Source organism: Mesotoga sp. B105.6.4 (genome assembly GCF_002896535.1).
Taxonomy (GTDB): Bacteria; Thermotogota; Thermotogae; order Petrotogales; family Kosmotogaceae; genus Mesotoga.
Genome location: NZ_JWIM01000005.1, coordinates 11,196 through 35,129 on the forward strand (window position 1 = coordinate 11,196; position 23,934 = coordinate 35,129).

At 44.9% G+C, this 23,934-nt stretch carries 22 protein-coding genes and 1 tRNA gene; 19 read left to right on the forward strand and 4 right to left on the reverse strand.

Translation table 11 applies throughout. From position 1 onward, the window contains the following. Window positions 1–60: 60 nt before the first annotated feature. Genes RJ60_RS01525 through RJ60_RS01540 form a run of 4 tightly spaced genes read right to left on the reverse strand, consistent with a single transcriptional unit; the run spans window position 61 to window position 4,681 of the window. On the reverse strand, window positions 61–1,083 hold the full coding sequence (locus RJ60_RS01525) for a BMP family protein (RefSeq protein WP_099830655.1): 1,023 nt from the start codon (window positions 1,081–1,083) through the stop codon (window positions 61–63). Further along, the gene (locus tag RJ60_RS01530) at window positions 1,080–3,404 is read right to left on the reverse strand and encodes a hypothetical protein (RefSeq protein ID WP_103133923.1); all 2,325 of its coding nucleotides are present in this window, start codon (window positions 3,402–3,404) and stop codon (window positions 1,080–1,082) included. Before RJ60_RS01530 ends, RJ60_RS01525 begins: the two co-directional genes overlap by 4 nt. Before the next feature lie 18 nt (window positions 3,405–3,422). Continuing rightward, window positions 3,423–4,028, reverse strand: coding sequence for a uridine kinase (udk, locus tag RJ60_RS01535; protein ID WP_103133924.1), 606 nt, complete (start codon window positions 4,026–4,028; stop codon window positions 3,423–3,425). Beyond that, on the reverse strand, window positions 4,028–4,681 hold the full coding sequence (locus RJ60_RS01540) for a redox-sensing transcriptional repressor Rex (RefSeq protein WP_099830658.1): 654 nt from the start codon (window positions 4,679–4,681) through the stop codon (window positions 4,028–4,030). The genes udk and RJ60_RS01540 overlap by 1 nt, the downstream gene beginning before the upstream one ends. 149 nt (window positions 4,682–4,830) lie before the next feature. Here RJ60_RS01540 and RJ60_RS01545 point away from each other — a divergent pair, with 149 nt between their 5' ends. The 19 genes from RJ60_RS01545 (at window position 4,831) to RJ60_RS01635 (ending at window position 23,926) form a co-directional block, all read left to right on the forward strand. Beyond that, complete coding sequence (locus tag RJ60_RS01545) at window positions 4,831–5,166, forward strand: hypothetical protein (RefSeq protein WP_099830659.1); 336 nt, start codon at window positions 4,831–4,833, stop codon at window positions 5,164–5,166. Next, window positions 5,166–5,702, forward strand: coding sequence for a DUF4416 family protein (locus RJ60_RS01550; RefSeq protein WP_099830660.1), 537 nt, complete (start codon window positions 5,166–5,168; stop codon window positions 5,700–5,702). Before RJ60_RS01545 ends, RJ60_RS01550 begins: the two co-directional genes overlap by 1 nt. Beyond that, complete coding sequence (gene rimO / locus RJ60_RS01555) at window positions 5,699–7,000, forward strand: 30S ribosomal protein S12 methylthiotransferase RimO (RefSeq protein ID WP_099830661.1); 1,302 nt, start codon at window positions 5,699–5,701, stop codon at window positions 6,998–7,000. The genes RJ60_RS01550 and rimO overlap by 4 nt, the downstream gene beginning before the upstream one ends. Then, entirely contained in the window at window positions 6,987–7,526 is a 540-nt protein-coding gene (gene pgsA / locus RJ60_RS01560) for a CDP-diacylglycerol--glycerol-3-phosphate 3-phosphatidyltransferase (protein ID WP_099830697.1), read from the forward strand. The genes rimO and pgsA overlap by 14 nt, the downstream gene beginning before the upstream one ends. A gap of 1 nt (window position 7,527) precedes the next feature. Continuing rightward, window positions 7,528–8,100, forward strand: coding sequence for an RNA 2',3'-cyclic phosphodiesterase (gene thpR, locus RJ60_RS01565; protein ID WP_099830662.1), 573 nt, complete (start codon window positions 7,528–7,530; stop codon window positions 8,098–8,100). Beyond that, a complete protein-coding gene (gene recA, locus RJ60_RS01570; protein ID WP_099830663.1) occupies window positions 8,084–9,133 on the forward strand; it encodes a recombinase RecA in 1,050 nt (349 codons plus the stop codon). Before thpR ends, recA begins: the two co-directional genes overlap by 17 nt. A 14-nt stretch (window positions 9,134–9,147) precedes the next feature. Next, on the forward strand, window positions 9,148–9,570 hold the full coding sequence (locus RJ60_RS01575) for a regulatory protein RecX (RefSeq protein WP_258006155.1): 423 nt from the start codon (window positions 9,148–9,150) through the stop codon (window positions 9,568–9,570). A 55-nt stretch (window positions 9,571–9,625) separates the two neighbouring features. After that, entirely contained in the window at window positions 9,626–11,161 is a 1,536-nt protein-coding gene (gene rny, locus RJ60_RS01580) for a ribonuclease Y (protein ID WP_103133925.1), read from the forward strand. A 44-nt stretch (window positions 11,162–11,205) separates the two neighbouring features. Beyond that, window positions 11,206–11,281: transfer RNA gene (locus RJ60_RS01585), tRNA-Thr, on the forward strand. A 42-nt stretch (window positions 11,282–11,323) separates the two neighbouring features. Continuing rightward, window positions 11,324–12,715, forward strand: coding sequence for a tRNA lysidine(34) synthetase TilS (gene tilS, locus RJ60_RS01590; RefSeq protein ID WP_103133926.1), 1,392 nt, complete (start codon window positions 11,324–11,326; stop codon window positions 12,713–12,715). Between the two features lie 4 nt (window positions 12,716–12,719). Beyond that, window positions 12,720–14,621: an ATP-dependent zinc metalloprotease FtsH gene (ftsH, locus tag RJ60_RS01595; protein ID WP_103133927.1), complete on the forward strand. Its 1,902-nt coding sequence runs from the start codon at window positions 12,720–12,722 to the stop codon at window positions 14,619–14,621. A 13-nt stretch (window positions 14,622–14,634) separates the two neighbouring features. After that, window positions 14,635–15,042, forward strand: coding sequence for a hypothetical protein (locus tag RJ60_RS01600; protein ID WP_103133928.1), 408 nt, complete (start codon window positions 14,635–14,637; stop codon window positions 15,040–15,042). Continuing rightward, on the forward strand, window positions 15,035–16,510 hold the full coding sequence (locus RJ60_RS01605) for a radical SAM protein (protein ID WP_103133929.1): 1,476 nt from the start codon (window positions 15,035–15,037) through the stop codon (window positions 16,508–16,510). Before RJ60_RS01600 ends, RJ60_RS01605 begins: the two co-directional genes overlap by 8 nt. Then, entirely contained in the window at window positions 16,482–17,201 is a 720-nt protein-coding gene (locus tag RJ60_RS01610) for a response regulator transcription factor (RefSeq protein WP_103133930.1), read from the forward strand. The genes RJ60_RS01605 and RJ60_RS01610 overlap by 29 nt, the downstream gene beginning before the upstream one ends. A 4-nt stretch (window positions 17,202–17,205) precedes the next feature. Then, window positions 17,206–18,456: a cell wall metabolism sensor histidine kinase WalK gene (locus tag RJ60_RS01615; RefSeq protein WP_099830670.1), complete on the forward strand. Its 1,251-nt coding sequence runs from the start codon at window positions 17,206–17,208 to the stop codon at window positions 18,454–18,456. Further along, window positions 18,453–19,754, forward strand: a complete 1,302-nt coding sequence (locus RJ60_RS01620) for a thymidine phosphorylase (RefSeq protein ID WP_099830671.1) — start codon at window positions 18,453–18,455, stop codon at window positions 19,752–19,754. Before RJ60_RS01615 ends, RJ60_RS01620 begins: the two co-directional genes overlap by 4 nt. A gap of 12 nt (window positions 19,755–19,766) precedes the next feature. Continuing rightward, window positions 19,767–21,440 carry a phosphodiester glycosidase family protein gene (locus RJ60_RS01625; RefSeq protein ID WP_103133931.1) on the forward strand — a complete coding sequence of 558 codons (1,674 nt, stop codon included), beginning with the start codon at window positions 19,767–19,769 and terminating at the stop codon, window positions 21,438–21,440. A 28-nt stretch (window positions 21,441–21,468) separates the two neighbouring features. Continuing rightward, entirely contained in the window at window positions 21,469–23,541 is a 2,073-nt protein-coding gene (gene fusA / locus RJ60_RS01630; protein WP_103133932.1) for an elongation factor G, read from the forward strand. A 106-nt stretch (window positions 23,542–23,647) separates the two neighbouring features. Beyond that, the gene (locus RJ60_RS01635) at window positions 23,648–23,926 is read left to right on the forward strand and encodes a DUF503 domain-containing protein (protein WP_099830699.1); all 279 of its coding nucleotides are present in this window, start codon (window positions 23,648–23,650) and stop codon (window positions 23,924–23,926) included. Window positions 23,927–23,934: the final 8 nt, after the last annotated feature.

Genomic DNA, 23,934 nt, shown 5'->3' on the forward strand with positions numbered 1-23,934 from the left:
AGATCGGGAGAGGTCGCTCTCCCGATCTTTGATATCACACGATTGTGTGAATTAATTCCATTACGGAAGGGTTATATCTGGAACAACGAACGCATCGAGCTTCTCTTGAGTATCAGGAACAATAAGCGTTCCGGCTTTTAGAAGACCCTTAAGGAACTCAACTTCGCCGAGAATAACCGGTCCAACAACATCCTTAGTGTAGGTCATCGGACTAATTCCAACACCTTCATCCTTTATTCCGAGTGTCTTTGCTCCGGGTTCGAAAGTTCCGAGAGCGATACTCATAACGGCTTGATAGGAAGCCATGTCAACTCTCTTGACAGAACTTGTTAGGACTCTTCCAGGAGCCATGTAATCCTGATCAACATCGACACCAACTGCAAAGAAACCTTCTCCCTTTTCTGCCGCAGCTTCAATGACACCATTTCCACACGCGCCAGCTGCATGGAAGACAATGTCGGCGCCTTCTGCGAACTGAGCGATGGCAAGGTCCTTACCCTTCTTAGGATCGTTGAAATCCATAGTGTATCCCTGAAGCATGCTTATCGTCTTTCCGTGTATCTCTTCGTACACTCTTATTCCGGCCTCATAGCCGTAGCGGAATCTTTCAACTGGAGGAATTGGAAGACCTCCAACGAAGCCTACCATGTTGGTCTCTGTCATGGCCGCTACCACATAACCTACCAGGAAAGCTCCTTCTTGTTCTTTGAAGAGATACGTTGCTACATTATTCGGCATGTTCTCAACAGGGTCAATGTCTATGCCTACGAAGTAAGTATCCGGGAACTGAGGAGCAACCTTATACAGCGCATCGGCCATCATGAAGCCAACTGCGAAGATAATATCTGCTTCCTTTGCTGCGTTTGACAGATTAGGGATATAGTCGGACTGTTCCTTTGATTGTACGACTTCTCTGTCAATTCCCAGGAAGTCAGAGGCCTTGACAATTCCTTCCCAAGTTCCATCATTAAATGACTTGTCTCCGAGCCCCCCAACGTCAGTAATCATGATTACCTTCATTGCCATTACTGGGAGAGCAAACATGAGAATAAGTGAGAACACCAACAATAGTCTTAGTTTCATTCAACAACACTCCCTTTCTTATGAGATAGTAAGATCCATAGAACTGATAACACAATTATACCCGCAAAAACTACCAAAAACAAAATGTTTATCGAAGGTTCAATAGGCACACTCAGCATCGGAGAACCACCTTGGACAAAGAGATTTAGATCGCTCAGGCCTGGGAGCTGTATTAACAGGAATACTACAATTACTGCAAGGTGGATATAAGAGATAACAGGTTTCTTTACAACAAATAGCGTAATCGTCAGCAAAAAAAGAGCAACTACTAGCGCCGCAAACTCTGGAACTCTGTAGACTTTGACCGGGATTGGCGAGGGTTTGCTTTCTAGCAGCGGATCGATTCTTTGATGGTAATCGTCCAAAGCGATGGAAAGCTCAGGTCTTGATCCTAGAGTATCTTCAAGTGAAGTGGTGAAATCCTTTCTCATTGTTTGTCCAGCGTATTTGACAATTGTCTCTGAAGTGTCCAGCAATTTCGAAACGGCATTGGCGTAACCTTTACTATTTCTGTTGCTGTCTCTTATGAAGCTATTGATATCTTTTGTGAGGTCCTGCAACTCGGATGCATATACGGCCTGGTTCTCAATAGACAAATACTCACTAAAGGCCGGGGCCGTTACCCTCAATCTTCCGTTGGCGTCTATACTGTAGGTCAATCCTGCCTCGGATGAAAAAGAGTTCAGTTTGTTGGTGATGATTATCCTCAGGACTCTTTTCAGAGTGTTCAACTCGCTCGAAACAAGTGAGTTCAACTCTCTTGTCTGCAGGCTGATCATCGACTCAGGGGCAAGAAACACATCGCTCTTCAGAGTTGAATAGTAAACTGAATCGTAGAATCCATCGAAACTGTCCATTGAAAGCTCTGTTTGCTCGTTAAAAAGATTAAGGAATGGCAGAATGGCTATGAGAAAAAGCATTAGCAGTTTCAAGAGCAGAACTCTGTTTCTCTTTCTCCTATTCATTAGCGAAGAAACGGTCAGAATGAACGCGAATGCAAAGGCGGGCAATGCCACTATTGAATGCAGAGAAAGATCGAAGATGCCAACAGCAATGTTACCAATGAAGAATATGTACAAGGTTTCAAGAATGATGATAGTACCTAACAGATACTTCTTGACAGAGTTGAAGAGAGTGAATCCCAGAACAACCAGCAATGCGTAGGCAACAATTCTCAACCACCAGAGATCGATTTTCTTTTCAACGCTTGAAACGAGGTTGGCTGAGAGCTCGTTCCTTATCCGACCCATTATGTTTGTTTGAATGGGTATGATCTTTCTCACTTCACTGGTGATGTCATTCTCGATTAGGCCGACCGGAGTGAATTGCTTAATCGAAAGCAGCTGGGCGCCCATCTGAATCTTTTCAAAGACTTGAGCCTTTATTTCTGGATTCTCATCAAGGACGTCCATTAGTTCTCGATACTCAGAGTCATCTGGTTCAGTGCCAAGCTCAAACCCTGCCAATTCTTTCGGTTTCACCGGGATCGACTCCGGGAAAAAGGGAGCATAATCAATCAGAGCCATAGATCTTAGAAGCCATAGCCGAAAGAGTTCTCTCCCAGATGCCATCATCTCAGGACCGGAAATCTGAGCTAGATCCATAGCAGTCTGAATTGCCAATCTGTTTACTTCTTCATCAACAAGAGTGTCTACTCGGTACTCTTTCGAACTCAAGGTCGAGATCGTAGAGTTAAGGGCTTCAAGTATCCTGGTATCTGAAAGACTCAGAATTTCTTGTTCCGACTCTGCAGGAGCGTCTACTGCAAGGTTGAAGGAAGAAAAAGAGTTTGTTATAGTCAGTTCCTCGGGAAACGCTTCAGGTTTGCTCTTCACGAGGCCAAGAGCGAATGCTATCCACTCCTTATAGACAGTCTCTGCCATGCTCCTGACTCTTGTCGTGTAGGAGTTGAAGACCTCAAGATATGCCGGCATCTCATTTAACGTATAGGTCTCAAAGGGTTTTCCTGAGATGTCTGTTAGAACCCATGCAAGAAAGGCGCTATAGGCTATCTTGTCGTCGTTATCGCGAAAGTCGTCAATGTCTGTGAAAGCTCCGAGATGCCTGGTCAGCAACCCGGCGATAGTCGTTGAACTCTCTTTCTTTTCAATGCTCCCAACCATCTGGAGTTTGTACATCCTGTAGATTGACAGATAATCAAGGTCCTGATTGAGCCTGACAACTTTGGGCAGCTGCGGCTCTTGGCTTACATAATCACTAATGTAATTCTTGAAATCCTCAATGATCACTTTCTGGCTAAAGGAAAAGGAAAGAATTGCGATTACCAGAAACACAATGACCGAGAGTATTCTATTTGGCACTCTACACCTCCAGCCCGATCACTTGTTCAACATGTTCTCAATGGCGTTGATTATGACATTAAGACCGGTAGTGTTCGCGGCCCCGTCAGGTAAAACTATATCACAAAAGTACTTCTGGGGTTCAATGAAACTTTCAAAAGACGGAGCGACAAACTTTCTATACTGTTCTATTATGCTGTCTACGGATCTACCTCGCTCTTTAGTATCACGTTCTATCCTTCTAATAAGCCTTTCATCTGCCGGAGCATCTATGTATATTGAGAAGTCGAAGAGATCCCTCATTTCCCTCTTGAACATTACCAGGAGCCCTTCGACGATAATCAGCGGTTTAGGCCTAAACTCTCTACAGATTCCTTCTTCTCGCCTGTACGTGACCATGCTATAGACTGGAACCATAATGCTTTTGTTCTGCTTAACGGATTTGAGGTGCTGTTCAAAGAGTTCAAAGTCAAAGGCTTTCGGAGAATCGAAATTGAACTCTCTCGGATCAGTTCCAGGATCCAGGTTTTTGTAGTAGTCATCCATCGAGAGAACAGCTGCTCTTTCGTTGAAATGATCGAAGATTACGTTGGTTACGGACGTCTTTCCGGCCCCGCTTCCTCCGATTATTGAAACAAGAACCATTAAGCTCTTCTCCCTTTTCTGGAAGAACCGAATGTCATATTGAAAGCAAGTGATCTGAATGAGACAGAAATGTCAATTTCCTCATTGCTTATGCCAGGAGGCAGAGTAAGGCGGATTGGAGCGAAGTTGACAATCCCCTTGACACCCGCATCTGCCAATAAATCAGCGATGATTTGGGCCGCGTTCGCGGGAACAGTGATTACACCAATCTCTATTTGCCTTTTCTTCACAATTTCCTCTAACACTTCTGTTGATTCTATTACAAGATCGTTCGGCATTGGAATACCGATTTTGTTTGGATTGTTGTCGAAGAGCGCTTTTGCAATGAAACCGGAGTTCTCAAGTCCGGGGTAGTTGGCCAACGCCATACCAAGGTTTCCCATCCCCACTATACAGGTCTTCCACTTCTTCCTTATCCCAAGGATTTCGCTAATACTATCAAGAAGAAGCTTTGTACTATAACCGACACCCCTCTTTCCGAACTCTCCAAAATATGAAAGATCCTTTCTCACTTGACTGGCTTTAATCCCGAGCCTTTCTGCCAGATCATTTGAGGATACGCTTGCCACTCCTGAGATAACCATGTTTTCCAGGCACCTGTGGTATACGGCGAGTCTCTTTATAGTAGGTTTTGGGATTTTTGTGTTATCCATTGCTGATCAACCTCCCGGCAGGCGTATTTGTGAAAATTATATCACGATTATATACATACATCTTTTGATGGCGCCACTCAGAAAATGTGCCATAGCAACGTGCTATAATTATCCGTAGAATATCCATAATTTCGACTGGAGCGCTTTTTATGGGAAAGAGAGCAAGACTTAATAGCCAGGTAGCATCGGTAGTACTGCTGATAATTTCTCTCTTCCTATTTGTAGAATCTCTTTACATTTTTAGATACATAAGAGAATCGCAGTCTACCGAATTTGAAGTCGGTTTTTTCGACCTCTCTTCTCGTCTCAGAATTCTTCTCGGTGATGAGGGGTATGTTCTTGAACCTGGTGAGCATTTGGTACTAAAGATAAGACGAAATGATAAATTGGTTGTTGAGCAAGATCTGCCCGGAAGGTATACGGTTAGGGGCGGAGGCGAGATGGTGAATGTGAGTATTCCACTGGCGGAAGTGAGTGTAAAGTGATGGGAAGCTATAGAGAAACGGAAATGGTCAATCTCGTTGTCTTCGCTTTCGGTTCATACATAGATTACAGGCTTCAGGAAATTCAACCTGTTCTTGAGAAGGAGTTTGGACCGGCAGACTATATATCGAAATCGCTGGATTTCGATAAATACACATCTTATTACAACGATGAGATGGGATTTGGTCTTAAAGGCAAGCTGCTTTCTTTTAAGAGGCTCGTACACCCTCAACAACTTTCCCTCATAAAGAGAATTACAAACGATATTGAAGAGAAATTCGGACTGGAAGGGAAGAGAAAAGTAAATCTAGATCCGGGCTATGTTCATCACGCTCAGTTTGTTCTCGCATCAACTAAGCATTGGGCGAATCGTATCTATATTGGAGACGGCATCTCTGCTGAGATAACTCTCATTTTCGTCAATGGTGCTTTTACACCACTTCCATACACTTATCCGAACTATCGGGATCGGGAGTATATTGAAGAACTCATGCGAATCAGGGAGCTGTACCTCTTCAAAAGAAAGGAAAGACTATGAAGTTTGGAGTTCTCTCTCTGGGATGCTCAAAGAATATTGCCGATATGGATAATTTCATGGGCATTATGAGAAGCAGGGGCCATGAGATAGTAAAAGATGCTTCGCGTGCGGATTTACTAGTTATAGACACCTGCGGGTTTATCGACGATGCAAAGAAGGAGAGCCTGGAAGAGATCTTCAGGGCCCTTTCCTACAAAGAGCACAATCCGAATCTAAGAGTACTTGCAGTCGGGTGCCTTGTTCAAAGATATTTCGAAGAATTGAAATCTGAGATCCGCGAAGTTGATGGGTTAGTTGGAGTCACAAGCCCGGCAACGCTCGCTGATCTTATCGAGAGAAATGAGGTATTCTTCATTGGTGAACCTGATGGAGTCTACGAGTACTCCACCAGAGTCGCTGAAAAATATAGTGCTTACGTGAAGATTGGAGACGGCTGCAACAGAAATTGTGCTTTCTGTTCAATTCCCAACTTCAAAGGTTTTGCGGCAAGTCGTACTTCAGAAAGCATAGTTAAAGAGACTCTTTCTTTGGTGCGACAAGGTGTGAAAGAGATCGTTCTAGTATCTCAGGACTGTACGCAATATGGTTTAGATCTGGATGAGGGAGTCACTCTTGCCGGACTTCTCGGTAAATTGAATGATCTTGAAGGAGATTTCTGGATACGGGTTCTTTATCTTCACCCCGATCATGTGGAAGATGAACTGATAGATTCGATTCTCTCGCTTTCAAAGGTAGTAGATTATTTCGATATACCTGTTCAGAGTGGTTCCGATGAGATCCTGAAGAGAATGGGCAGGTCAAAGAACTCTAGACAGTTACGCGATTTGCTCCTTGGAATCAGAGAAAAAGCACCTCATGCTGTGTTGAGAACGACAATAATGGTCGGATTCCCAGGTGAGAGTGAAGCTACATTCAACGAGACTGTCGATTTTGCAAGAAGTGTTAGGTTCGATAGACTCGGAGGTTTTGTCTACTCAAGAGAGGAAGGAACGCCAGCATTCGATAAGAAGCTTACTGTAAGCAAGAATGCGGCAAAGGAGATGCTTGAGCTTCTGCTTGACGAACAGGATCGGATTTCAGCGGAGCGCCTTTCAGACTTTAAAGGAAAGGTAGTTACTGTGTTGCTTGAGGAGAGCGGTGAAAGTTACACGCTGGGAAGAGCATATAACAGCGCTCCTGATGTTGATGGAGTGGTTGTTTTGAAGGGCCATAAGCAGGAAGGAGTTTTCTTGAAAGCCAGAATCACAGATACTTACGAGCATGACATGGAAGGTGTTGTTCTTGATGAACTTGCCTAACATTCTTACCCTGTCGAGAATGGTGCTCGCTTTACCTACCCTTCTATTGCTAATGAGTGGGAATGTCGTCGGTTACTACTTTTCATTCCTTGTCTTCGGAATTGCTTCACTTACAGATTTCTTTGACGGGAGAATAGCAAGAAAGCGTGGTCTCGTTACGGATCTGGGGAGGTTTCTAGATCAGATCTCTGACAAGATCCTTGTTACATCAGTCTTCCTGGGCTTCATGGCGATTTCGAGAGTCAGTCTCTGGTTCCTTTTCATACTGATCTTTAGAGACACGCTTGTCTCAGGGATAAGAATGGTTGCCTCGAGCAGGGGAAAAGTGATCGCGGCTGATGCTCTCGGAAAGGTTAAGACGTTCTCTCAAATGATTCTCTTGGTAATTCTCTACATGAATTTGCTATGGGATTTCCCCTCTCAAGCATTGGTGCTGTGGCTTGAGGTCTTCGTCGCAGGTGTCACGGCAGCGAGTGGAGCCAACTACCTGTTTAAGAATCTAGACATTTTCAAAGGGGGGGATTGACTTGCGCTCTTTTATCGCAGTTGATACAGGCGACAGGGTTTCCGCCATGATAGACAGTATCTCGGAAAGGCTTAGAAGGATGGGGTTCAAGGCATCATGGGTGCCGGGAGTAAACTCTCACGTTACTCTTGCATTTCTTGACAACATAGAGCCGGAAAGACTCTCTCTACTGGCATCGATGTTGTCGCGTAGACTGAGAGGGTTTCCTTCATTCACTCTGGAAACTGGAGGCATAGGTTACTTCAAACATAAGGACTTGCCAAAGGTTATTTGGGTAGGAATTGAAAGAAATCAGAGTCTCATTAATCTACAGAGAGAGACGCGAGTAGTTCTTGAAGCAATGAATCTGCCTGTTGAAGATAATTTTAGACCGCATTTGACTGTAGGCAGGATGAAATTCAGTCCGCCAATGTGGCGGAAATTCTTGAGTACACTTGATAGTGAACGAGTGATATTTCCTGTCGGAGAAGCCACAATATTCGAATCGATTCTCTCCAGGGAAGGAGCTAGGTACAGAAAGGTCTTCACATGCAGCTTTGAAGGAGGACTGATTGAACATGCTGTCGAAGGATAAGAAAAACGCACTTGATAGAGCAATAAAAGATATCGAGAAACAGTTTGGCAAGGGTTCGGTAATGCTTATGGGAGATAAAGAAGATCAGAAGAGTATAGAAGTGATCTCAACCGGCTCACTTGCTGTCGACATTGCCCTTACAGTGGGGGGTTATCCAAGGGGCAGAGTAGTTGAGGTTTACGGTGCTGAATCGAGCGGAAAGACGACAATTGCCTTGCATGCTATTGCAGAAGTTCAGAGGCGGGGTGGGATAGCTGCCTTTATCGATGCAGAGCACGCTCTCGATATCCATTATGCGCAGAATCTTGGGGTGGATGTTGACAATCTCTTGATATCTCAGCCTGATTACGGAGAACAGGCTCTGGACATTGTTGATGGCCTAATCAGGTCTAGTGCGGTCGATCTAATTGTAGTGGACTCTGTTGCAGCTTTAGTGCCTCGCACCGAGATTGAGGGGGCGATGGGCGAACTGCAGGTTGGTCTTCAGGCTCGGCTTATGTCACAGGCACTAAGGAAGATTTCTGGGAACGTAAGTAGATCGAAGTGCATCGTGATTTTCATTAACCAAACAAGAATGAAAATCGGGGTAGTCTACGGTAATCCTGAAACAACAACCGGGGGTGTCGCACTGAAATTCTATGCTTCGGTAAGACTTGAGGTTAGGAGGGGCAGTGCTATAAGAGAAGGAAACACAGTTCTTGGAAACGAGACAACCATTAAAGTTGTGAAGAACAAAGTTGCCCCGCCATTTCGAGAAGCCAAGGTTGACATAATTTACGGGCAAGGGATCGAGCATGCAAACGAGCTATTCAATCTTGCGGTTTCTGAGAACATGATAGATAGAAAGGGAGCATGGTACGCTTACATGACTCCTGATAATAGTGAAGTAAGCCTTGGGCAGGGCAAGGCCAATGGAGTAGAATTCTTGAAGGAAAACCCCGAGCTGATGCTCGAGATTGAAAACAGGCTAAGGACGAAGTTTGGTTTGCCGCTCCTGGAAGTCAAGAAAGAGGAGAAGGAAGACGACAAGTGATGAGTTCAGATCCAATGAAAGATGCTTTGAGATATTTGAAATACAGGTTGAGGTCAAGAAGGGAAATCGAAGTACAGCTCTTCAAGAAGGGGTATTCTGAGAAAGAGATCAAAGAGGTCATTGAAAAGCTGGAAGAGCAGGGCTTAGTTAACGACGGCATTTTCGCCAGACTCTATGTAAGCGACGGACTGAATGTGCATTACAAAGGCCCGTTCAGGCTTCGACAGGAGCTTCTTGGGTTAGGAATCTCAGAAGAGGTAATTGACGATACAATTAAATTAGAACTGGACAGTTGCGACTTGAAAGAGATTGGAAAAAGAGCTGCAGGCAACACAGAATTGACTGATCCTGATAAGATAAGAAGAAAACTCTACAGAAGAGGGTTTTCCTCTTCGATAATCGATGAGATTATTGAGGAGATCAAAGAGAAATCATGAAGGGAGGGAGCTGGTTTCCTCGAAGGCTAGGTGAAAGGACCAGCGATGAGAAACTATGATGCTACTGATTGGTATAATAGCCGGCCTGGCAGCGGGTATTGCGCTGGCTTATTTTATACTCACCCCTTTGGCTGTGAAGAAGGCAAAGGATGAGCTTGAGCTTCAACTGAAATCCGCAAAACAGGATTCAGAGTCGATAATCAAGAGGGCTCAGGAAGAGGCGGATCATCTTAAGAAGAAGGCACTCTTAGAAGGCCGTGAAGAACTCCACAGGCTTCGTGAGGAGCAAGAGAAGGATTTCAAGAGAGATCGAGAAGAACTGAAGCAATGGGAAGAAAGGATTTCCAGAAGAGAAGATAACATCGATAAAAAGGAAGAAGCTATTGAGAGGACTCGACAACAGTTGGATATCGAAAGGGCTCGTGTTGAAGAGATGAAAGAAGAAGCAGAGAAGAAACTGTTCAGCCTTGCCGACCTTTCGATGGAGGATGCCAGAGAGATAGTCCTGAGGAGAGCTGAAGAAATCTACGAACATGATCTTGCTCAGAAGCTTAAGGAGATGAAAGATCAATACGACGAAGAAGGCAATCGATACGCGAAATGGGTAATCGTCAACTCAGTCCAGCGCTATGCGGCAGATTATACGGGCGATATAACTGTAAGCGCGGTAAGCCTTCCTTCCGATGAGATGAAGGGAAGGATCATAGGCAGAGAGGGAAGGAATATCAGAGCATTTGAGAAGTTGACCGGTTCGGATCTCGTGATCGATGATACACCTGAAGTTGTTGTGGTATCCTGTTTCAATCCTCTTAGGAGGGCGATCGCAAAGATGACATTGGATAGGCTCGTTGAAGATGGAAGAATTCATCCTGCCAGGATTGAGGAAATGTACGAAAAGTCAAAAAAAGAGATCTACAGTGAAATAAAAGAAGCGGGTCAGGAAGCTTTGATGAAAGTAGGTATTCCCTCGATGCACCCAGAGCTTGTCAAACTACTAGGAAGGCTTAAGTTCAGGACGAGTTACGGTCAGAACGTATTGCAGCACTCTGTTGAAGTTGCACATCTTGCAGCTCTAATGGCTTCCGAACTGGGTTTGAACATTGACAAAGCGAAAAGGGGGGCGATCCTTCACGATATTGGAAAGGCAATTGATCACGAAGTTGAGGGATCTCATGCGATTATTGGGGGAGAGATTGCCAAGAGGTACGGGGAAAAGGTTCAGGTTGTCAATATGATACAGTATCACCATGGTGAGACGGAGGCTTTGACCCCTGAAGCGGTTCTTGTGGCCGCTGCAGATGCTGTATCTGCTTCAAGGCCAGGAGCTAGAAGAGAGTCGCTTGATATGTATATTAAACGACTTGAAAACCTGGAGAACATTGCGACCGGATTCAAGCATATAGAAAAGGCCTACGCAATTCAGGCAGGGAGAGAGATTCGGGTAATTGTAGAGCCAGAAAAGGTTGATGATCTGCTGGCCGAGAAAATGGCCGTAGATATTGCCAAGAAAATTGAAGAGGAACTCGAATATCCCGGTGTTATTAAGGTGACTGTTATAAGGGAACGAAGAAGCGTCTCTTATGCGTCATGACAGATTGACATAGGAAAAGCGGTGATATAGAATTGGAACCAGGTGCCAACGTAGCTCAACCGGTAGAGCGGCTCATTCGTAATGAGCAGGTTGGGGGTTCAAGTCCCTTCGTTGGCTCCAGATGCGCCCCTTACGGGCGCATTATTATTGGTGGTGGTGCAAATGAGTGATTTCGAGAAGGAAGTCCTCGAATTCATCAAGAAATGGGACCTAATAGAAAGTGGTCAGAAAATTCTTGTAGCAGTTTCTGGAGGGAAGGACTCAATGTGTCTTCTCAATGTTCTGATAAATCTTAAATCGGAGCTGGGAATAGACCTCTTTGCCGCAAATCTCGACCATGGTCTTCGAAGGAAGGGACCCGTCGAGGAAGCAGTTATGATTGGCGATTTCTGTCGGGCGCGGTCGGTACCCTTCTTTCACGAAAGACGAGATGTTAATGAGCTTTTGAAAAAGAGGCGCGGTTTGTCGATAGAGTCTGCGGCGAGGGAAGTAAGATATTGTTTTCTGAGAGAAGTTAAGATGTCTATCGGTGCAGATTTAATCGCCGTAGGGCATAATCGAGACGATCTTGTAGAAAATATCCTGCTAAGAATCGTGAAGGGAACTGGCATGAAAGGTGTGATTGGACTGCGCCCGTTAGGTGGCGATTTGATAAGACCTCTGCTATTCAGCGATATGCAACGTATTATAGATTATGTTACAATTAACAGGGTTACATTTATGGAGGATGAAACCAACTCTGAGGATGATTTTGAGCGCAATTACGTTCGTCTGAGAATCATTCCGGAGCTTAGAAAGATAAACTCAGCACTTAATGAGGCCGTGTGGCGGTTCTTTGAAAACATCAATGATGGATATGCACTGATCCATGAAAGGGTTGAAGAGGTTCTGGAGCAGATCGAATTCGCAGACGGTGTTTTTTTTGTGGAGGCCTTGAAGCTTAAAGAAGTTGAAAGGGCCGTTTTGTTGGAGATGGTGAGAGAGATCGTTTCTATTCTTAGTTCTGACAAGTATCCACCCTCCAGAGAGCGAGTTGTTGCCTTTTTCGATCTCCTGATTTCTAGTAGAGGAGGGTGGACTGTTGAGTTTAGAGAAGATATCAAGGCCTCGAAGATCGGCAGATATGTCTTCTTCTACGGGGGAGAACTTAGATTCAAGCGGATCGAAAGGCAAAGTATAGACTCTCTCCCTTTCAGCCGTGAACTAGAAGGATGGAAGATTTCCCTGGAATGCAACGAAGAAGTTCCGGAAGCGATGATCGAAAGATTGGACGGTGCCTTTAATAGCATATGTTCGGGTGATAAGCTCTCCTTCCCTTTGAGCTTGCGGCCGATGGATGAAAGAGACAAGATCATCCCGTTTGGAATGTCAAGAAATAAGAAAGTTATCGATGTAGTTACAGAGAAAGGTTTGAAGGGCTTCTCAAGCAGAATTATGGTTCTTGAAAACGCTTTTGGAGATATCCTCTGGATTCCAGGTGTTGTCACGAGCGAGCTTTGCAGAGTTTGCCCCTCCAGTCTCGACAGCGTAGTTTTTTGCCTTGAAAGGAGGTAGTTCTGTGGATCAAAAGCCCAGGATTGGAATGATTCTCTTCTATGTTGTTTTGGGCATATTCCTGCTAATTGCACTCAGGGGCCTATATCCAACTGAGACAAGTGTTGTAGTTCCCTACACTAAGTTCCTGGATGACTTTAATAATATTATTGATATAGTTGTTTACGATAATGGAAAAGTCGTGTACATAACAGGAGATAACCCCAGAAGATCACTTGAGACGTATGTCCCCTCTCAGACTCTTATGACTCAAACTTTTCAGAATCACATAGACCGATTGGCGGAGAGAGGAGTAAACATCACATTCGAAAGAGGAAGCGATTCTCTCTTCTGGGTGAATCTTCTTGGAACTATGATTCCTCTCGCAATAATCGTATTCATCTGGTTCTTCTTGATGAGATCTATGTCTGGCCGCAATTCACAGGCCTTCACATTCACTAAGAGTCCGGCAAAGAAATATGTCAACACTGACAAACACGTGACTTTCAAGGATGTTGCGGGAGTTGAGGAGGCCCAGCAGGAGCTAGCCGACATTGTCAGTTATTTGAAGGATCCCTCGGTGTTCACAGAAACAGGGGCAAGAATGCCCAAAGGTATATTATTGGTGGGTCCTCCGGGAACGGGGAAGACGCTCCTTGCAAGAGCTGTGGCGGGAGAAGCAGGGGTTCCCTTCTTCTTCATAAGCGGATCGGACTTCGTCGAACTCTTCGTTGGAGTTGGAGCGGCAAGAGTTAGGGATCTTTTCACTCAGGCTAAGTCTTCAGCGCCTGCGATTCTGTTCATTGATGAAATTGACGCCGTGGGTAGACACAGAGGAGCAGGACTCGGGGGCGGCCATGACGAGAGAGAGCAGACGTTGAACCAGATTCTTGTCGAAATGGACGGATTTGATGCCAGGACCGGAGTTGTAGTTATTGCGGCCACGAACAGACCAGATATTCTGGACAAAGCTTTGCTGCGCCCAGGTAGATTTGACAAGAAAATCTCAGTTGATCCGCCAGATCTGAAAGGAAGAACAGAGATCCTGAAGATACACATGCGAGGTAAACCTATAGACCCTGAAGTTGATGTCCAGCTGCTTGCCAGGAGAACTCCAGGGTTTGTTGGAGCGGACCTGGAGAATCTGATCAATGAAGCAGCAATTCTCTCTGCTAGAAAGAAGAAAAAGATGATTGGAATGGTTGAACTTGAGGAAGCTATCGATAGAGTTCTTGCTGGACCGGCTAAGAGATCTCGGAGAATAAACGATCGTGAGAAGAAGATACTTGCCTATCACGAACTAGGACATGCCGTAGTAGGTCTGATTCTTCCAAAAGCCTTTCCTGTGCACAAGGTTACAATAATTCCTCGCGGCACTTCGATCCTCGGCTTCACGGAAAGCCTGCCACTAGAGGACAGGTATCTAATAACTAAGTCTGAGCTGTTAGACAATATGGCTCAGGCCCTAGGAGGAAGAGCGGCGGAAGATCTGGTATTTGGCGAGATTACCACTGGTGCTGCAAGCGATTTGGAAAGAGCAAGTGCGATGGCCCGGAGTATGGTCACTCAGTTTGGAATGAGTGAGAGATTGGGACCAATCGCTTGGGGCAAAGAGGAAGAGGAAGTATTTCTCGGAAGAGAGCTCACAAGGATGAAGAACTATTCTGAAGAAATTGCCAGTGAGATAGATTCAGAGGTTAAGACAATAGTTCTGACGTGTTATGAAAGGGCGAAGAGAGTTCTTTCGGATTACAGGAAGAAACTGGATGAAGCGGCCGACTATCTTCTTCAGAAGGAGACGATTTCCGGCAAAGAACTGGCCGAAATCCTGGGACTTGAAACCGGCAACTATTATAGAGATGATATTGAGACTGTAGAGGTTGCTCCTGGGGCGACAGCAGGCGATCCCGAGATCACAAAGGAGTAGAGGTGAAAGTGAAATGTTGGATTTCGAGCGGCTGAAGTCGCTACAAGGTAAGACTTTCACGCTAGCAGTTACTCCATCGGATGTTTCGCTTAGGTGGTCGGAACGGTATGACTTTGAACTATTGAACCTGCTGTCGACTAGTGGTTTGATGAAGATTATCCATAACTGTGGCCATTCACTGATCTCCGATTTTGAGTCAGAATCGTTGATTTCAGTGGTTTCCGAGACCTTTGTCAGGCATCATTCTCCGATATTGATGGAAAGAGAGATGGTTGTCAACATAAAGATCGAATCTGTCTCCGACAATGCTGAAGTCTGCTTTTCGGGGTCAGTTACTCAGCGTGGTTCTGAAGCTGGTTCTTTCGAGTTTTCGCGTAAATTCATATCTGCTGATTTTCTCAGGAGAGTTTTTAGTGCGTAAACCGAGAGACAAAAGAAGCTGGAGTGAGTACGAGCAAGTCTCGAGTTTTAAATTCAGAGAGCGGTTTGTTAGGGAAGTAAGTGGATTTGGCGATGTTAGGGTAGCGCTTATTTACCCAAATTCGTACGAAGTAGGAAGTGCAAGTCTGTCTACGCACGTTTTGCTGAGAAAGCTTAACGAATTAGGAAGCGTGAGGGCAGAGAGGTTCTTTTACAATAAGGAGTTCCTGAAGTACTATTCTTTTGATTCACTCACGCCCTTAGACGAGTTCAAGATTTGGGCTTTTTCTGTTCACTTTGAGCTTGATTTAATGAACGTCTTTGACATTCTTAATAAGTTCTCTGTTCCACTTAGAAAAGAGGAGAGAAATGAGTTTCACCCGGTGATCATTGCTGGTGGAGCCATGACTTACTTCAATGATAACCTCCTCACAGAAGTTGCCGATGTGGTTCACAGGGGAGACTTAAGTGAGGAGTTCCTTGATGGTCTATCCGCCGTTGACCACTGGATGCACAGAAAGGAGATAATTGCTTCTCTAGAGACGGAACATGTGACTCCTTTCTTTTCTGATGTTCTTGGTGAGAGTGTATTTATCAGTCCCGATTCAGTATTTGGAGACCGGTACCTAATTGAGGTAGGCAGAGGATGCTTTAGAAAGTGCAGGTTTTGTGTGGCTGGTCACAGATACGGAAGACCAAGATTCAGAAAGTCTGATGAGGTATTTGACCTGATGGATTCTGTAGCTGACTTCACGAATAGATTTGGACTTGTGGCAGCAACCGTTACGGACTATCCGGGCATCGATGAAGTAGCCGAACACTGTATTGAGAAAGGGTACGAATTATCAGTTTCTTCTCTTAGGCTCGATTCCGTTTCGGATACTCTAATGAAGTCACTCAGATTGTCCAATCAGAGTATTTTCACTATTGCCCCAGAAGGTGGAAGCCAGAGAATGAGAGATGCCTTTGCTAAAGGAATAAGCAGAGGAGATATCCTCAGCGCTTTGGAGCTAGGCAGAAAGCACGGTTTCCGTAGAGTGAAGATGTACTACATCTATGGAGCCGTCTTTGAAAGGCGTGAGGATAGACAAGAGATAGCCGAGATGGCGTTACAGGCTTCAAGCATGGGTTATACAAGTGTGGTTCTTAGTTTGAACCCTTTGATTCCGAAACCGGGTACTCCATTTGAAGAGATGCCGATGGAGTCTCTAAGCGGACTGAGAAAGTACGAGAAGGAGATCAGATCGGAGTTGTTGGTTGAGGGCGTAAAGCTTGACTTCGAGAGTTTGAAGGAATCTCAAGTTCAGTTTGCCCTTGCGAATATCGATAAGAGTCATTCCCGGGAGCTATTGGCACACGTGGAGCGTGGAGTTGATCCAACACCTATTCTGAAAAAATATGCAGAGGAAGTGAATTCGAAACGGAAGGAGTGGAAGAAGCATGGCAAAGAAGAGTATTCTGGTTGTTGACGATGAGCCTTCGATCGTGGAACTCCTTACTTTTAACTTGAAAAAGGAGGGCTATGACGTCCTGAAAGCATATGATGCTGAAGAAGCGCTTAAGATCGCCGAGGACAATGAAACTGATATGTTCATCGTTGATATTATGCTTCCAGGAATGGATGGGTTCGAACTGGTCAGAAACCTGAGAGCAACCGAAAAGTTCAGACAGACACCTGTTATATTCTTGAGTGCTAAGAGTGAAGAATTCGACAAGGTATTGGGACTCGAGCTCGGAGCAGACGACTATATTACCAAGCCTTTCAGCGTGCGAGAAGTTCTGGCTAGAATAAGAGCGGTTTTCAGAAGGATTCAACAGAGCGCACAGGCAAAAGAAGAAAGGCCAAAGAAGATACTTGCGAGAGACCTAGAGATCGATACCGAGAAATACGAAGTAAGGGTAAAAAACCGAATGGTCAGCCTTACTCCTCTGGAATTTGAACTTCTAAGATTCCTGGCAGAAAATGAGGGCAAAGTCTTCAGTAGAGACGTTCTCTTGGACAAGCTGTGGGGATATGATTACTACGGTGACACAAGAACAGTTGATGTCCATATTAGACGGCTAAGAACTAAGATCGAAGAAGATGCCTCTAATCCAAAGTACATAATCACCGTTAGGGGTAAAGGTTACAAGTTCAGAGATCCTGGAAAGGAAGATTGATCCGTTGTTCTATGCTGTCCTCGCTACTGTTGCGGTGATAGCTTTTCTCTTCTTGATTCTGTTCAGACATGAAAGACAGAAAAACAAGAGATTAGAAGCCGCCAAAAGGCGCTTTGCGGATCTTGTAGAAGTTCCGAGAAGCGCCGAGTTTATTTTCATTTATAAGAAGGTTCAGCAGCTTGTTTCGAGCATTAAAGAGGAAGTAACTTCTTTAAATGCAAGAATCGAAGATCTTGTGACGATTTTTGATAATCTGAGTGATGCCTTCTTGATAGTATCAGAGGATGGAAGGATTGATTACGCTAATAAAGCCGCGCAAGAGCTTTCGAGCAAGAAGCTAATTGGAAGGAAGATAAGTGAAGCGATAGACAATTATTACATTGGCGATTTGTTTGAAGATTCGGTAAGAACTAGAGAGAATCAGGAATCTGAGATAACGATCTACTACCCGAAGAGAACGATAAGAGAGTGTAAGATTATGAGAGTCTCCCTGAAGAACGATGTGAGATATCTCATCCTTCTTAGGGATATTACCAAGGAGAAGGAAGTTGAGGCGATGAGAAGGGATTTCGTTGCCAATGTCTCTCATGAGCTTAGAACCCCGCTAACATCTATTCATGGATATGCTGAAACGCTTGCAGAAGATGATCTTGAGGACAAAGATACAGTTTACAGATTTCTTTCAATAATCGAAAACGAATCGGCAAGAATGACAAGATTGATAAACGATTTGCTTGACCTTGAGAAACTCGAATCGGGCGAAGCCTCCTTCAGCAAGGAGGACGTAGAGCTCGGAGAAGTCGTCAAATATGTTATTCGAATTGTCGATCCTCTTGCAGGTGAGAAGGGTGTTATAGTAAATGTTGACGTAGAAGAAGGGATTTTTGTAGAAGGAGATTTTGATAGACTTGTTCAACTTCTTCTGAACCTGATCGATAATGCCGTTAAGTACACCTCCGCTAAGGAGCACGGGCCTAGAGAGATATGGCTAAGATCTTATGCTCAAAATAACCATGCAATGATTGAAGTTGAAGACACTGGTGTTGGAATACCTGAAGACTCTCTGAAGCACATATTTGAAAGGTTTTACAGGGTTGATAAGGCTCGATCAAGAAAGATGGGTGGTACAGGTCTTGGGTTGGCTATTACACGCTTTATAGTCGAAAAACACGGCGGAGTTATTTCCCTTGAGAGCGAGTATGGTACAGGAACGATTCTGAAAGTTAAGTTACCACTGAAGAAGGTGTTTAAATGAGAACTTACGACATAATCATCAAGAAGAGAAACGGCTATTCCAACACTAGAGATGAACTACGATCGCTGATACGGGGTTTTGTAGATGGCTATGTTCCAGACTATCAGATGGCGGCGTGGTTAATGGCCGTGTATTTCAATCATCTTGATGCAGAAGAAAGACTTTGTCTGACAGAGATCATGACTGACTCAGGAGAAAAGATCGATCTTTCGTCCATTAGTGGCATAAAAGTCGACAAACACTCTACCGGAGGAGTGGGCGACAAAGTGACTCTGGTAGTTGGACCGATCGTTGCGGCAGCAGGACTGGTTTTCGCAAAGCTGTCGGGAAGAGGTTTGGGTCACACAGGAGGAACGATCGACAAACTGGAATCGATTCCGGGCTTCAAGACTTCACTTGATATTGATGAATTCAAGCAGCAATCAGAACGAATAGGAATTGCTCTTGCAGGTCAAACCGCACAGGTAGCCATCGCTGACAAGAAGCTCTACGCTTTGCGAGACGTTACGGCCACAGTTGATGAGATTTCACTAATCGCCTCAAGCATAATGAGCAAGAAACTAGCTATCGATTCCGATGGAATTCTTCTTGACGTCAAGATCGGTTCGGGCGCCTTCATGAAAGACCTTGAAGAGGCTAAAGAACTTGCGTTGGCGATGATAGACATTGGAAAAAGAAAGGGAAGAACCACGAAGGCTGTAATAAGCGATATGAACCAGCCACTGGGAATCGCTGTAGGAAACTCGCTTGAGGTAGTGGAAGCAATAGAAACTCTTAAAGGGAAAGGTCCAAATGATTTCAGCTCGCTTTGCAGAGTGATTGCAAGCCAGATGTTGGTAGTTGGCGGTGTTGCAGACGAAGATGATGCACAAGTAATCGTTGATCGCATGATCGACTCTGGTGAAGCCATCGAAAAGTTCAACGAATTCGTCGATGCTCAAGGAGGACCAAAGGATTTCTCGGAGAACTATGAGAGTTGTTTTGACAGGGCCGCCATCATCGAAGAGGTGAGATCTCAGGTGAGCGGATATGTGAAATCGGTTGATGCCGAATCAATTGGATTGATCTGCATGAGGCTTGGCGCAGGGAGAGAACGAAAGGAAGATAGAATAGACCCGGCTGTGGGTATGAGAGTTCTTAAGAAGATTGGAGACAGAGTTGAGAAGGGGGAAACGATCGCCATAGTCTATGCTAATCAAAGGGATAGGTTTGAGAGGGAAACTGTAGCAATTCGCGATTGTTTTTGTGTTTCGGAGGAGAGAGTGCAGGCTCCTCCGATAGTCTACGAGGTACTGTAGGGAGTGCATTCAATGAGACGTATCCTGTTCATTTGTTTCCTGCTAGTTTCATTGGTAACTTCAGCAAAGAATCTGATCTACCTTGACGATAGAGGACAGACAAGGGTCTTCACCGATGCGGTAGTTGTTGAGCGTTCAATGGATTTTGTAAAACTGGACATAATTGGTGAGTTGATAAGGGGGATAGTTGTTTCTCAGTCTCTTCGCCAAGAAGAGACGATAATGATTCTTCCGTCAGGGATTATCGTCTCACTTTCACATGAGACAAAAAGAGCAACCGTGGAGTTTGGAAGCGAATTTGAGAACTCACTGATTATCAGAGATAGCAAGGTTCTAGTCAACGCAGAGTTGCTTGCAGCTATTACAGACAAATCTTTCTTCAGCGAAGCAGAGGCGCTGATCCTCTATTCTCAGCCGGTAACTGTGAAGGGTATTCAAAACACACAGGAAGCGATCTATGTGACCCTTGATAGAGATGTTCTCCCGGACTTTTTCACAATTTGGTGGACCGGAAGCGGATCACTTGCCCTCACTCTGAAGCCCGCGAAAGTAGATCCATTTCTTTCATACGAAGGGATATCTGTGACGACCGGGAGGGGATTTGTGAAAATCTCTGCTGAGAAACCGTGGTCGGACGTTGAGTATGAGATCAAAGGAATGACGCTGATTATAAGAGGTAAAAGTGGTATGGGAAGAACAATACAACAGGAGGCCAGCTTAGATTTCGACCTAAACGTATTCGAGTCTTACTCGGGCGGCCAGAAGTTCACAATGTCTTATCTCGAAATAGACGGCTCGAAGTTCTCTTTTGGAGTTGAACTCGCTAACAATGAAATTGCAGGTCTTGAGAAGGCAACGGATACTCTGAAAAGAAGCGGTGCAGAGATAATGATTAATGGCGGATACTTTGATCAGAACCATAATCTACCAATAGGTCTCCTTGTTCGGGATGGCAAAGTGCTAGGCCTTCCAACTCTCGGAAGACCGGCGATTTACTTCACTGAAGGTGGTGAAGTATATGTTTCAAGAATGGATGTATTCTACACGGCCAAGTTTGGAGACCGTTTTCTTCAAATCACGGGAGTTAACTCTCCGTATAGAGGAGAAGCCGTCTTGTACACAGATGAGTATCGAAACAGTATCCCTGATTTTGATGACTTCACCTATCTTGTAATAAGGGATGGCATGGTTACCAAAAAGGGTTTCGTATCCCGTGTGGAGAAGGGTTCAGATGTGTTGGTTCTTTCGCCATCTTCCGTACAGAAGATAGGGAATAAGGCTTCAGTTGGAGAATTTGTTTCATTTGAGTTGTTGAATTCATATGGGAAGAAGGTAACAGGAGCTGTTGAAGGAGGTCCGATGATAATACATGGAGGCGAGCCTGTAACCAGTTACGAGCGAAACTACTATTCAGCATCTCTACTGGATGTTAGAGCTCCAAGAACGCTTGTTGGAGTTAAAGAAACCGGAGAAGTTGTTTTCATCGTAATTGATGGCTACCAGCAGACTAGCTATGGCTTAACCTTCAAAGAGATGATAGAATTCTTCAAAGACAAGGGATTTGAATCCCTCATGTGTCTTGATGGAGGGAAGTCATCGATACTATCTGTCAATGGTAAAATAATCAATTCGCCGTCCTCGGGAGTGCCTTCTCTTCCAGTAATTATAACTGGATCGCGAAAGTAGACTGAAATAGATTTGGAGGTGGTCAGATATGGACAAGATTACTGTCGATGCCAAGAGAGATATTACACTAATTGGGCACCACGGGTCTGGAAAAACTCAAATTGTTGATGCGATGCTTTATAACGCTAAGTTGATTGATCGTATAGGCATCCTTGCAACCGATTCTGAAGAAGTTGAAAGAGAGAAGAAAGCAAGTTTCTCAATGGGGGTAACAAGTGTTCGCCACAACGATAGCAGGATATACGTCATCGATACTCCCGGTATGTCGGACTTCTATGCTGAGACTGCAAACGGAATCTTAGTGTCAGAGAACATCGTGGTGGTAATAAATTCTACTGCCGGGATTGAGATACAAACCGAAAGGTTTGGTTCGGTCGCCAAAGAGCATGGAAAAGGGATAATTGCATTCTTCAACATGCTGGACAAAGAGAGGTCCGGTTTCGCAGATACACTCGCCGATCTAGGAGACACCTTTGAGAGAACACCGGTTCTTGTGCAGCTTCCAATAGGCAGTGAAGCTGGTTTCAGAGGTCTGATTGATCTAGTGAAAATGAAGGCGTTCATTTTCGAAGATGGTGGCGTATTCAAAGAAGAAGATATCCCGGCAGATCTCAAATCAGCTGCCGAAGAGGCTAGAACAAAAATGATCGAGGACATCGTTCAGAACGATGAGGAGCTGATGATGAAGTATCTAGAGGGAGAACCCCTCTCGACAGATGAGCTTACCTCGGCTTTCAAAAAGGCCTATCTTGGAAATGAAGTGATTCCGGTTCTTCTTGGTTCGGCGGCAAAGAATATCGGAATTTCGCAGCTACTCGATTTTGTGATCGAAGTTGGAAAGAAGCCATCAGAGACATCGCCGAAGGCAGCCACACTTCTTTCCGGAGAGAAGATAGAAGTCAACGCTACCGAAGAAGAGCCGCTTGTGGCTTACATTTTCAAGTCAGTCGTCGATCCCTTCGTTGGAAAGCTGACTTTCATGAAGATACTTTCAGGGACACTCAAACAAGGAGACACTTTCATCGTGGTTGATCAAGAATCCTTGGAGAAAGTCGGACATGTTATGCTTCCCGAGGGTACAAAGGAGATTGAGGTAGATGAGGCTACTGTCGGGGATATCGTCAAGTTGAGTAAGCTCAAGAAGAGCGCTGCAGGTAATACGGTAGCTCACAAGGACAGACAGCTGAAACTCGAATTGCCGGAAATGCCTGAACCAATGATTTCTAAATCGATTCAGCCCAAGTCAAAAGGAGACATCGATAAGATTAGCGGAGGTCTCGCGAGACTTGCAGAGTCCGACCCTACGTTCAAGTGGGAAAACGATCCCGAAACCAATGAAACGGTTATCAGCGGTCTGGGTTCTGTGCATCTAGACATAATGATAGAGAGGCTGAAAAAACTCTTCTCCGTCGATGTCGAAGTAGGAAAGCCGAAAATCGCCTACAGAGAGACAGTGAGAAAGACCGTTGAGGCTGAGTATAAACACAAAAAGCAAACCGGTGGTCACGGTCAATACGGACACGTTCAGATCAGAATTGAGCCTAATGAACGTGGTGCCGGTTTTGAGTTCATTGATAAAATCGTCGGCGGAGTCGTTCCGAAAAACTATATCCCTGCAGTTGAGAAAGGTATCGTTGAGGCAATGAAAAAGGGCGTGCTGGCTTCTTATCCGGTAGTCGATGCAAAAGTAACGCTTTTCTACGGTTCTTACCACGATGTAGATTCTTCAGATATGTCTTTCCAGATAGCTGCCAGGCAGGCGTTCAAGAATGGTATGGGAGAAGCCAATCCGGTAATTCTTGAACCTTTGATGGATGTCGATGTCTTCGTCCCCGAAGAAGCGACAGGGGATATAATGGGTGAGATAACTTCTAGAAGAGGCAGACCGATGGGCATGGAACCTCAAGGGAAGGGCACTTCGAAAGTCGTCGCTCAGGTCCCACTTGCGGAAATGCTTGATTTTGCTAACAAGCTGAGCTCTATAACTAGCGGAAGGGGCTACTTCACCATGAGATTCAACTCTTATCAGGAGACCCCACCAGATGTCCAGCAGAAAATCATTCTTGAACGACAGAGGGAGCTTGAAGAACAGCAGAAGTAATGCTTTTCAGATTGACTAAGCGGGGGGGGGGGTTATCCCCCGCTTTCTTTTGAACGGCAGTCAAGCGCCAGATGTCATAGATTCGAGAGAACTTGGAGGAGACAAGATGCACGTAGGTTATGTGACCTATCTATTGAGACTTTACGGAATAAGTTCATTGAAGGAAAAACGGTCCATCATAAGGCCGATCCTTAGCGACCTTCGAAGAAATTTCAACGCTTCCGTTGTGGAGACGGGAAAACACGATTCGAAGCTGGAAGCAGAGATTACCGTAAGCATGGTTGCGTGCAAAAGAAGCGAGCTGGACTCTCTATTTCAGTCTGTTTGGCAGCGAATGATCTGGAACGGTGTCGAAGTCTATGGAGAGGAAGGAGAGATCTGGTGAAAACTGGA